Source organism: Lactiplantibacillus fabifermentans DSM 21115 (assembly GCF_000498955.2).
In the GTDB taxonomy this organism is placed as follows: Bacteria; Bacillota; Bacilli; order Lactobacillales; family Lactobacillaceae; genus Lactiplantibacillus; species Lactiplantibacillus fabifermentans.
Genome location: NZ_AYGX02000097.1, coordinates 1 through 11,732, shown reverse-complemented (window position 1 = coordinate 11,732; position 11,732 = coordinate 1). Strand labels below are relative to the sequence as shown.

The 11,732-nt window shown below is 45.2% G+C and carries 11 protein-coding genes; 4 read left to right on the top strand and 7 right to left on the bottom strand.

What is annotated here, in order from left to right:
• Positions 1–174: 174 nt before the first annotated feature.
• Complete coding sequence (locus DY78_RS09035) at positions 175–1,104, bottom strand: DMT family transporter (protein WP_024625691.1); 930 nt, start codon at positions 1,102–1,104, stop codon at positions 175–177.
• A gap of 452 nt (positions 1,105–1,556) precedes the next feature.
• Between DY78_RS09035 and DY78_RS09030 the strand changes: the two genes are divergently transcribed.
• Positions 1,557–1,760: a hypothetical protein gene (locus DY78_RS09030; RefSeq protein ID WP_033613567.1), complete on the top strand. Its 204-nt coding sequence runs from the start codon at positions 1,557–1,559 to the stop codon at positions 1,758–1,760.
• Here the strand turns inward: DY78_RS09030 and DY78_RS09025 are convergent.
• The 3 genes from DY78_RS09025 to DY78_RS09015 form a co-directional block, all read right to left on the bottom strand.
• Entirely contained in the window at positions 1,757–2,236 is a 480-nt protein-coding gene (locus tag DY78_RS09025; RefSeq protein WP_024625692.1) for a MerR family transcriptional regulator, read from the bottom strand. The two genes, DY78_RS09030 and DY78_RS09025, sit on opposite strands and share 4 nt — an antisense overlap.
• 39 nt (positions 2,237–2,275) lie before the next feature.
• Positions 2,276–2,821, bottom strand: coding sequence for a DNA-3-methyladenine glycosylase I (locus DY78_RS09020; protein WP_024625693.1), 546 nt, complete (start codon positions 2,819–2,821; stop codon positions 2,276–2,278).
• A gap of 108 nt (positions 2,822–2,929) precedes the next feature.
• Positions 2,930–7,120 (bottom strand): MMPL family transporter, encoded by a 4,191-nt coding sequence (locus DY78_RS09015; RefSeq protein WP_024625694.1) that lies wholly within the window; start codon positions 7,118–7,120, stop codon positions 2,930–2,932.
• A 180-nt stretch (positions 7,121–7,300) separates the two neighbouring features.
• On the opposite strand from DY78_RS09015, the gene DY78_RS09010 reads away from it, so the two are divergent.
• The 3 genes from DY78_RS09010 to DY78_RS16130 all read left to right on the top strand — a co-directional run bounded on the left by DY78_RS09010 (position 7,301) and on the right by DY78_RS16130 (position 9,002).
• Positions 7,301–7,885, top strand: coding sequence for a TetR/AcrR family transcriptional regulator (locus DY78_RS09010; RefSeq protein ID WP_024625695.1), 585 nt, complete (start codon positions 7,301–7,303; stop codon positions 7,883–7,885).
• 149 nt (positions 7,886–8,034) lie between these two features.
• Positions 8,035–8,304, top strand: coding sequence for a hypothetical protein (locus DY78_RS09005; RefSeq protein WP_024625696.1), 270 nt, complete (start codon positions 8,035–8,037; stop codon positions 8,302–8,304).
• A gap of 536 nt (positions 8,305–8,840) precedes the next feature.
• Positions 8,841–9,002, top strand: a complete 162-nt coding sequence (locus DY78_RS16130; protein ID WP_156093388.1) for a hypothetical protein — start codon at positions 8,841–8,843, stop codon at positions 9,000–9,002.
• A 55-nt stretch (positions 9,003–9,057) separates the two neighbouring features.
• On the opposite strand, the gene DY78_RS09000 is transcribed toward DY78_RS16130, so the two are convergent.
• The 3 genes from DY78_RS09000 to DY78_RS08990 form a co-directional block, all read right to left on the bottom strand.
• Positions 9,058–9,750: a GTP pyrophosphokinase gene (locus DY78_RS09000; RefSeq protein WP_024625697.1), complete on the bottom strand. Its 693-nt coding sequence runs from the start codon at positions 9,748–9,750 to the stop codon at positions 9,058–9,060.
• A 44-nt stretch (positions 9,751–9,794) separates the two neighbouring features.
• Complete coding sequence (locus DY78_RS08995) at positions 9,795–10,082, bottom strand: hypothetical protein (RefSeq protein WP_024625698.1); 288 nt, start codon at positions 10,080–10,082, stop codon at positions 9,795–9,797.
• A 108-nt stretch (positions 10,083–10,190) separates the two neighbouring features.
• A complete protein-coding gene (locus DY78_RS08990) occupies positions 10,191–11,585 on the bottom strand; it encodes an FAD-binding oxidoreductase (protein ID WP_024625699.1) in 1,395 nt (464 codons plus the stop codon).
• Between the last annotated feature and the right edge of the window lie 147 nt (positions 11,586–11,732).

Below are 11,732 nucleotides of genomic sequence, written 5' to 3'. Positions count from 1 at the left end.
AGGTTATGCTGAACAATTTGTCCAAAAATTCGGATTAAATTTGCAATCTACCAAAATACAATTGCAAACAATTATAATTTTATAAATTTTTATTTTGCCAAGGCTAGCTGGAATCCGTCTATTCAAGCACTAACAAAAAGACGCCGAATTTAATCAGCGCCTTCATCAATATTTTTATAAAAAGTGAATGCTCAAGACCCCTAAAAACATCGTAATCAGCCCAATAATCCGGGCCACTGCTACTTTATTAACGAGCGATTCGAACAAACCAAAGTGGTCAATCAAGGCACTAAAGAAGAGTTGGCCGAATAAGGCAATCACAACAACTTGACCGGTCCCGATTTGCGGCACTAACCACGCACTCCCAAAAACATACAACGCACCTAAAAAGCCCCCCAACCAAATCCACCAGTAGGACTGCCCCGCTTGTTGGGCCTTAACTAATCCAGTCAGCGGCACCCGTAATACGACGACTAACACGATTAAAATAAGCGCGCCAACGGTAAAGGAAATCATGGCCGCATGGACTGACGAGCCCAAAACGACGCCTAAATGACCATTGATAGCGGTTTGTGTCGCCATTAACAGGCCGGCGCCAATGCCTAGTAATTGCCATAAGATATTGGGCCGACCGGTCGTCGTAGTTTTTTGATGATGGCTCAACATGCCAGTCGCGATAACCATACCAACCGCCACTAGAACTAAGCCCACCGCCTTAATGACCGTCAAATTCGACTGTGGTGAACTAAAAAGACCGAACTGATCGATAATAATACCCATAATAATCTGCCCAAAGATTGGTAAAACGGCCGTTTGGATACTGCCCAACTTAGGAAATAACAATAAGTTAACCGTCAGCCCAATCACGCCAAGTAAGCCCCCGAGCCAAATCCACCAAGGATTACTCGTCACTGTGCTGAAACTAACCAACGGATTCACGCCACTAAGCAACGTCAAAACAATCAAAAATACGGCCCCCACAGTAAACGACACGGCCGACGCCAAATATGGCGAACCAACATATGACCGTAACTTAGAATTGACCGCCGTCTGCATCGCCAGACCACTACCCATTAACACTGGGATTAACGCTAATAAGAACATGTAACCACTCCTCGAATAAGTTGATGGTGGTTACTTTACTAGCTGTAGTTAGGTATAGGTCAAGGACAAAGTTTCAGAGCGCCGCAGCAGGCGCTTAGAGACCGAGCATAGCCTAGCCAACAAGCTTGCGAAGTAGGCTGCCTTCGTGAGCTTGTTGGCGTAGCTAAGCGGAGGGCTCTGCCGGCTGCGGCGCGTTTCGGCTATTTAGATAGTACGCGCTTGATCACGTAGCTAAGCGGAGGGCCCTGCCAGCTTGACCGCGTTTCGACTATTTAGTAGTACCGCCAACAACACATCATAATTGAACAACCATGCCAGAAACCTTCAAGTTAATTGCGCAACGACGACAATAGTTTGGTCATAATTTACAAACATCGAATAGAAATAGTGCGACCACAAAATTGCAGTCGCACTTTGAATATAAAAATCAATTCAGTTGGTCGTCAGCGATAATGGAAGTCGCCGTGAAAGTGCCGTTAGTTCGGCATGACTTTGGCCGAGCTTACGGCACCGACATCTTTGGAGATTGGCGAACTTTGCCAAGCTTCAAAGTGAGGTTCGAGACCGCTCTTTGGCTCGAACCGGTCGCCACGGCGGCTGGAATTATCGCTGGCGCCCAACGGCAAAAAAAACGGTACAATCCTAGTCCAAACTAGCGATTGCCTAATTCTTTGGCACTGTTCCCAGCGCGGCGCAATTGCTCGTATTCTTGATAAATATTCGGATCAACTTGTTTAGAATCGGGCAACAAATGAATCTTTTCCGTTCCCGCAGCAAAAGCAGTCTTGTAATACCACTTTTTAAACCGCAAATAAGCTAAAGAGTCTTGTAGTTGTTTGATTTGGTCTTCTAAGACCATTTCATGTTGGTCCAAAAACTCATACCGTTGCGCCAACGACTCATCGCCATCCAATCGCCATGAAACAAAGTAGGCGATATCCTTAATCGGCACCCCGGCCCGTTTTAAGTCTAAAATCATCCGCATCAACTGGATATTATCTTCAGTGAACCGGCGGCGACCGCCACTGTCACGTTTCACAAAGGGTAACAAGCCGGCATGGTCATAATAGCGAATCGCTTCGACCGACAAGCCCATCATTTTACTGACTTCACCAATCCCATAAGTTTTCATTTTTTGATTCCTTTCAAACTAGCACAATCAAACATCGTATTAGGCCCAATCACAAGTTTTAAGATGGTCATTAATCAGCCCCGCACCTTGTAAATACGAATAAATCGTTGTTGGACCAACGAATTTAAAGCCGCGTTGCTTCATCGCTTTTGAAACTGATTTAGCGAGGTCATTAGTCGCCGGGATTTGACTGACATCAGCCCACGCTTGCCGAATGGGTTGCCCACCCACAAAGGCCCACAACCAGTCGGCGTACGTACTATCGGCCGGCCAGTCACGGATAACTCGGGCATTATTGATAGTGGCCGCTAACTTTTGGCGGTGGCGAATAATGCGGTCATCTTGTAATAATCGGTCCAAATCTTCAGTGGTCATGGCGGCAACCCGGTCAATTTGATACTCATAAAAATCTTCATCAAAGGCTGCCCGCTTATTTAACACCGTTTGCCAACTGAGGCCCGCCTGATACGTTTCTAGCGACAATAGCTCAAACAACTTTTGGGTGTCATGTACCGGCTTTCCCCATTCCGTATCGTGATACTGCTGCATTAGTGGTGACGAATTCGCCCAATCACATCGTGCCATTGATATTCCTCCGTTTCGATAAAAAAAACGGTGCCCGCCGAATTTTCATTCGACCGGCACCGCCAGTTAAGCTAACCATAACACAATGGCGCTTATTTATTCATGATTTTACTTGTGACTACGGCGCGTCTTTTCGTCAGCCGTTGATTCATCTTCCATGCGGTCCGTTAACGGATACGTTAAGCGAATCAAACTTGGGATAATCGTTGGGATGGCGAAGACCAGGATAATTAACCCGATAACCACGACCATCGCCACTTGAATCAAGGTCAAGACACCCGATGGCATCAAGGCGGCAAACGTCCCGCTCAAGATCAAGGCGGCGGATAAGACCACGGCCCCGATAACCCCAGAAGCTTTCACAATCCGAGTACTTGGCGTGGCCGACGTATTGTCGAACTCACGATACTTCATCATCAAGAAGATACTGTAATCGACCCCTAAAGCAATTAACATGATGAACCCGAAGAATGGGGTATTCCAAGTTAACATGCTTTGGCCTAAGATCCAGCTGCTCAACATCCGCGTGATACTCAAGGACATGACATAAGCCAATAATAACGTCCCTAAGATGTAGAACGGTTGTAAGACAGAACGCGTGATAACCATTAAGGCTAACAAGATTCCGACTAACATAATCGCAGCGGTCCGGATAAAGTCACTTGAAGCAATTGATTGGGTATCGTTCATTTCTGAAGTTTCCCCACCAATAGCAATGGTGGAACCATCTAAGGCGGTCCCCTTCAAGGTGTTTTCAGCTTGCGTTTGAATCTTACTAATCCGGTTCATCGCGGTCTTCGAACTTGGATTATCGTTTAAGACAATCGTGATCTTAGTAGCGTGATTGTTACCAGACATGTAGGCCTTCAAGGCAGTCTTATACGTATCACCCTTCAAGACACTCTTTGGTACGTAGTAAGTGTTGGAAGCATCTGAATCTTTCAAACCCGTTGCGTAAGTCTTCAAGGTTCCGACACCCTTGTTAACGGTCTTAACCCCAGTACTTGCGGATTTCAAACCTTTTTGCAAGGTGGCCATTTGCTTAACGGTACTTTGTAATTCGGTATACATCGTTGCGTTCCCGTCAGCAATTTCTGAAGCACCAGAATTCAACGTGTCAGAACTTGAAACTAACTTGTTCGTCCCAGCGTCTAGTTTTTGAATGGCACTGACCAAGGTTGGAATTTGACCTTGTAAGCTCGTCATCCCAGTTGAAACTTGGGAAGCCCCACTCGATAACTTGCTGACACCATTGACTAAGGAAGGCACTTGGCTATTCAAGGTAGCCGTTCCACTAGCTAATTGTGATGTCCCGCTCGTTAACGCACTGGAGTTTGAAACTAATTGGTTAGTCCCAGAAGCTAATGCACTGATGGCACTCGTTAAGGTTGGTACTTGTGAACTCAAGGTCGTAACCCCGTTGTTCAATGTTGAGGCCCCACTATTAACCTTCGTTGCGCCACTGGCAGCTGAAGAAACGCCACTCGTGTACGTCGTAATCCCGCTAGCTAACGTGTTAGCCCCACTTTGAAGTTGTGATAACCCGCTTGAAAGTTGGGTGGCACCGTCAACTAAACCAGTCTGTGAAGACGTCCCATCTAAAGCTGATTCGAGCGTTTGCATTGAAGCAACCGCTGTTTTCAATCCTTCGATAGCTTTAAGTGATTGATTATTAGCCGCAATTTGGTTAGTCGCTAACGTGCTTAAACTAGATAAGTTATCTAATTCAGTACTCAAGCTCGTTAAGGCAGAAGCCGAGTTCTTAATGCTGGTCAATTGTGCTTGCATGTCACTCAAGGCTTTCAAACCATCAGTGGCGGTCGTTGATGACGCGCTGGTAGTAGCGGTTGAACTCGTGCTACTGCTTTGTTGAGCAGCGACAGCGGAGTTAACAGCTGAACTGATGGCAGCTTTTTGTTCCGCCGTTGCCGACGAACCAGCAGCGGCCATGGCAGCTGAAGCGACCGCATTAGCATCGACACTCGTACTCGTTGAACTCGTCTTAGCAGCATCGGCGGTGGCCGCACTACTCAAGGCAGCTTTAATCGTGTTCATGTCAGTAGTCATGCCAGATTCCGCCGTCGTCATCGTCGTGGAGAATGCCGATAAGGATGACTTCGCACTGTCGACTTTGCTAGAAACACTCGTTAACGTATTTAAATTAGTATTTAACGTATTCAAGGCCGTTTCCAGTTCATTCAACTGAGACGTACTTACGGAAGTCGTCCCTGCTTTAACTTGAGCCTGAATCGTCGTTAACGCGCTCGACAAGGTCGCCGCGCCACTTTGAAGCTTGGCAACACTCGACGTTAAGCTGCTTGCGCCTTCCGTCAATGAGCTGTTCTTACTATTTAACGTATCTAACCCGGAAGATAACGATTGGGTCCCGGAGAATAACGTGCTGGTCCCACTACTCAACTGGTTGATCCCAGAAGTTAAGGAACTAGTCTTAGAATTCAACGTGTTGAGGCCCTTATTGACGGTGTAGACACCGTTCGTATAAGTAACGACCCCTTTATTCACGCTGCTGGCACCACTCGCTAACTGACTAGCACCACTGGCCAACGTCCCGGTCTTACCATTTAAGGTATTCAACCCGGTGCTGACTTGACTGGCACCACTCGCTAACTTGTTAACGCCACTAGATAATGTCCCGGTCTTACTATTAAGTTGGTCCAAGCCATTATTAACGGTGTAAACCCCATTAGTATAAGTGGCAATCCCACTTTCAAGGGTTGCAGAACCTTTGGCTAACTTCTTAGCGCCACTAACCCCAGATGACATATCGGAGTCGCTCAGCTTCTTGTTAGCACTATCTAAACCTTTGCTGATTTTAGTTAAGCCTTTACCAGCCGAGGTCATCCCGCTCGTAACAGACTTCAATTGATTGTTAACGTATAAGTCGCTAACTTCGGCCCCCCCTGGTTGGGTGACGGAAGCCACGGTCTTAACACCTTTGACCTTCTTCAATTGACGGGTCAAGTTATCAATTGCTTTTAAATCTTTTTCATTATTCAACGCATGATCAGACTTGATATATAACGTTGATGGTTCGGCCGTCCCTTTTGAGAAATGCTTTTGAACGACTTTGAACCCTTGCTTAGCTGGTACCGTATCACCTAATTCGGCCAAGGTATCGTAATTTAATTGACTGTTATACGTCAAAATAAATGGTAATGATACCCCTAAGACCACGATTAACGCGATGATTGGGTAACGCACGGACTTCGTTGCAATGCCGTGCCACATCTTACTAGTACTCCCACCACCAAAGTTCTTCGTGGGCCAGAACAACTTGTGTCCTAAGACCGCCATAAAGAATGGGTTTAACGTGAGTAATACGAGTAACAAGATAGCAACCGCAACGGCCACGCCGACTGCGGAACGGTAAATCGAGAAGTTCGCTAATCCTAATGAAGTAAACCCAATTAAAATGGAAGAACCACTATATAGGATCGTCCGGCCAGCAATTTTTAACGCTCTCCCAGTCGCGGCGACCGGACTATCGCCATGACTGAGTTCTTCTTTGAATTGATCAAACAGTAAGATATTATAGTCGGTCCCAATCCCAAACAGAACCACGACCATAAAGACTTGCGTAAAGTTCGATAGTGGGAAGTTAAACTTCTCAACTAAGTTCATTACGATACTTAATGAAATGATAAACGATAACCCAACTGATAATAATGAGACAATTGGCGTAATCGGTGACCGGAATACTAACGTCAAGACAATGAAAATAAAGATGACGGTAATGATTTCAGTCTTTTTAATCCCAGCTTCAGTTTCTTGGGTAAAGTCATCATTTAAGATGTCACTCCCAGTCACGTAAGTTTTTACGCCACTCGTTTTGGCACCTTTAGTGATGTTGGTCGTCATATTAGCGACCGTTTGATTTTCCCCAACCATTAACTGCAATAACTCGGTCGACTTATCTTTGGAAATCAATTGTTTCTTCGCGGCGGCATTATCACTCGCGGCGGTCATTGATTTCACATGATATTTCGACTTGTCGTCTTTAAAGCGTTGAATCGTATCGTCGATTGCTTGCTTTTGCTTGGAAGTCAAGGCCTTGTCTCCGTTACTGAAGACCACTACGACTTGGCGGGTGTTATTTTGATTCCGCCCCCAGTGGTTTTGAATAACTTGGGCAACTTGACTCTTAGCGCTACTTGGCAATTCAGTTTGGCCCTTATCACGGACCAGGCTGCTCACGTTTGGCAAGCAGATGATGGCCGCTACCATCACTACTAACCAGACGATTGCCTGAATCGTAAATCGTCTACGGCTCCCTTTCAATCTGTATCCCTTCCCTAAATCAGATTTAAAACAACATCGTGACATTTAATCAACACTGTGTTTAAATAATAACAACATGTTAGTTGAAAATGGTCCAAATATCAACCAACAATTTTCACAATTACGTCATTAAATAGACATTTTACATGACCATTGTTCGAATAATGAGGTGAAATCACAATGGTAGGAACCAAAAATAATCGCCGGTCGCAAATGACTGAACGGCTCATTCAAGATAGCTTGATTGACCTGTTAAAATCACAGACCATCAACGAAATTACCGTTACGGCGGTGTGCAAAGCGGCCGACATCAATCGGGGCACTTTTTATGCCCACTATAATGATGTCAAAGACTGTATGCACACGATGGAACAAGATGCGACTAAAGAACTCTTGGCAGTCATTAATGAACATACCCATCCCCATTCACTCCGGGCAATTTTGACCGGTATTTTTGAGGTAGTTAAAAAACGGCACGCCGTTACGTCATTTATCTTAACGACCGACCAAGACTTCTTAATGCAATTCATCGCCATCACCAAACGTGAGATTGATGAAAATAACCGCATCAAAGGCCCGGCTGTCAGCGCGCGTGAACGGCAATACATGTTTGAGTATTACGTTAACGGCATCGTCGGCGTCGTTCGTTACTGGTTAAAAACTGGCTTGCATGAATCCCCGGAACAACTGGCCAATTTTATTAATGACTGGTGGTATCGTGGTAAACCAGTCCAAGATATGACCGACTTGCCACCCGAAAATTAACTTAATTTACGAAATCACAACCTTCCTAATTAGATATAAAGGAATTAATAACTAAAAAGTCACGACCACCCGGTAAAAACGTTCACATTTTATCAGTACGATAATCATTGTATTATTGACCAAGTCATACTGAAAGCGAAGTGCTCAAAATGTTACTAGATAATAACTTACGTATTAAAAATATCATGCCAGTCCAGATAGTGAAAGTATTGTATCCTCAAATCACCGTCCGCTCTGAAGCCGGTGAATATTTAATTGTTAATATCAGTGAACAGCAACTTGCGGACCCCCTTTTCTGGGCCACGGCCAAAGATATTGCCCACGCTAAATTATGGGTTCCTTTAGGCCACACGTACCACCAATTGCTCGCCGACGATTGGGTCTTACCTCAAAAAGACGAACTCGCTTTATTAAAATAGTTATACTAATTGTGAGTCCGCCTCCAGCCAACTGAACCGCCGCCGTGGTGCACCCCGGAAGCCAAAAAACGGTCTTCCGAGCGGTTTGGTGCCTCGCACACCCCGCAAGTCACCAAACACGGCACAAGTTCTAAGCGGCACAAAAACACCCGCTAAGAACTTCGACACGGCGCCGGTTCAGTTGGCTTCCGGATCACGTTACTTCTTAAATAATGATGTTTTATTGCTTGTTGCATCGTGCTATCTAATCATCTGGATAGGCATGATGCAACTTTTTTATATGATTAAGTGTGGTCACAGATTCTTATGACATTGATTAATTATTCAGGTAGTTTGGCATGTAAGGATTGCTAAATTCACTAATAAGTTGCAATTTCAAATCAAAGAATCGGCACATCTTACTGCAATCCCATTGACTATGACACATCCACATTTACGCTTAATGTTGGCCACACCAATTAGCTCCCATTCATAATTACTCAATGAAAATAACACCATTTAAAACTAAACATCAATTTAGTTGGGCGTCAGCGGTAATGGAAGTCACCGTGAAAGTGGCGTTAGTTCGGCATGCTTTTGGCCGAGCTTACGCCACCGACATCTTTGAAGATTGGCGTTTTTTGCCGAGCTTCAAAGTGAGGTTTGAGACCGCTTTTCAGGCTCAAACCGGTCGCCACAGTGGCTGGAATTACCGCTGACGCCCAACGGCAAATAAAAATCACTCCTAGCCAATTAATAACTAGGAGTGATGCTTTAAACGTCTTTCGGACCGGCATCCGGATCATAAATGCGTTCCTTGATGTCGTCCATTTCTTGATCTAATTCCGTAATCAAACGGGCCTTTTCAGTCAATGACTTTTGCAAGTCAGCTTGATGGGGCACGTTTTTCTTGTAGTTTAACTCGTGTTCTAAGGAAGCCCAGAAATTCATCGCAATGGTGCGAATTTGGAGTTCCACTTCAACGATACTGGGACCGTCGACGGTGTAGACTGGCACGCCCAAGATGAGATGCAAACTCTGATACCCATTTTCTTTTGGATGATGGATATAATCCTTCACCTTTAATACTTTGATATCTGCTTGGGTCGCTAACAAATCTTCGACCGTTTTGACATCACTTAAAAAGCGGACAATCAGCCGGATGCCGGCGATATCGTGTAAATTGTTGAAGACGGCTTCAAACGTTAACGGTAAGTGTTTGCGGCGCATCTTGCCGAGAATGCTTTCCGCGGACTTGATGCGTGATTGCTTACTGTCGATTAAAGCATAGCCATACCGCAATTCATATTCACGACTGATATAATCTAATTTATCCAAGACTAACTTCATGGCGACTTCATAGCGCAGTGAATAAGCCTTGAGCTGATCGACCGCTTGTAATAATTCTGGTGGTGCGGGTAAAAAGCGATCATCGCCCGCGTCTGGTTGGCCCTTTGTTTTACTCAATAATACTTCGCTCCAATGTGCTCTCTGACTCTCTCACGGTCAAACTATTGAATTGTCACGATCCACTCGCGCACAATCTCATGATAATCAATCTGATACTGCTGGTCGCCAGCCCAATAGCTTAGGCGACCATTTTCATCGGCAAAATCACTAGGAATTAACCCATGACCTTCTAAAATGTTCAAGTGGCCTTGAACCATCCGGTCTTCTAAAAAATGCTCGAAACGTTGCCAAAAACGTTGAAAACTCGCAAAGTCAACGACATCAAAAACTTCGTTCCGTAACACTTCTGCATCAAATTCTAAGCGGATATTCGAACTTTTTGGTGTCAATCTGGTTCCCCCCGTATACTTATATGTTCCCATCATAAGCATATTTGTCATTGGGTGCAATAGTTAACTTGCACATCATATTTTAGTGGTCCGTTGATTGCTTGATGATTAATTAATCTTGCGTTTCGGGTTTAGCAAGTTCATCGGGTCAAATAACGCCTTGATTTGATGTTGGATTTGGTCCACATCTTCGCCAAGTTCAGCGTTATTCCATTGGTTCTTTAACATGCCGACCGCGTGTTCACCGGAAATGGTCCCACCGAGTTCCAACGTCTTATGGAACATTTCTTGTAAGGCTTGAATGACGTTATCAGGCACTTCCGTCACTTCTTTAGGCCAAACTAAAGTTGGGTGTACATTCCCGTCACCGGCGTGGCCCGCCGTGTAGATTGAAACACCTAACCGTTCACCTAAGGCTTGAATATAATCCATTAATGGCGCCAGTTGTGACAATGGCACGGCCATATCTTCCATAATGTGGTTTTGACCCGCAAAGACGGCGGGTAACATGTCGCGCCGCAACTTTTCGAGGTCCGCTTGTTCACTTGGTTTCGTCGTAATCGTCACATTTGTCGCCGCATGTTCCGCTAATAACTTTTTAACGACGGCCATGCTAGCATCCCCACCGTTGTCGAGTTTAAAAATCAACATGGCGGCACTTGCTTGCGCATAGTGGGTCTTTTCATAGCGGTCCAAAGCTTCCACGGTATGGCCATCTAAGGCTTCCAGCATCGTTGGGTAAACGCCCGAAATGCGAATCGCCGTCACCGCTTTGGCTAAGGCGGTCATATTTTCAAAGAACGCGACCCCCATCACTGGTGTTCCGAGTGGAATTGGCAACAACTTGACGATGACTTGGGTCACAATCCCCAAGGTCCCTTCTGAACCAACCATTAATTGGGTTAAGTCATAGCCAAATGCTTGCTTCAACGTCCGGCCACCGAATTGGACTTCGCGGCCATCCGCCAAGACGACTTTAACACCTAAGACATTATCCTTAGTCGCGCCGTATTTAACGGTACTCATCCCACCAGCATTAGTGGCGACGTTGCCTCCAATCCCAGAAATCGGTTTAGAACCAGGATCTGGCGCATAAAACATCCCTTGTTCCCGCGCGGCTTTATCCAAATCACCGTTAATGACGCCCGGTTCAACGACCGCTAACGAATCTTCTTTACTGATTTCCAGGATATGATTCATCTTCGCTGTCGACAAAATCAACGCCCCGGTAATCCCATCGGAACCAATCACCGTACTCGTCGTTTGAGCTTGGGGGACAACTGGGATATGATACTTGCGCGCAATTTTGAGCGTCCCTTGAATATCTTTAGTGGACTGCGCTTGCACATACGCTAACGCCAACCCACTGTCGTCGTCACTTAAATTCTTGCTAAAAGAATACTTGTTTAAAGTGGCGGTGTCCGTGAATACTTCGCCATCGGTCACCTGGGCTTTTAAATCTGCTAAAACTTCCTCATCGGAAAAAGCTTTAAAAACTGTCATCTTACTAACCTCACTTTACTTTATTAATCACAGGATCAGTATAAGCCAACATTTTGAAAGTCACACCAAATATGTTCCATGAAATAATTAATAAAATGGTAGATTGTAAAATTAATCCGAACGCTGTTCGGACAAAAAAGATCAGCT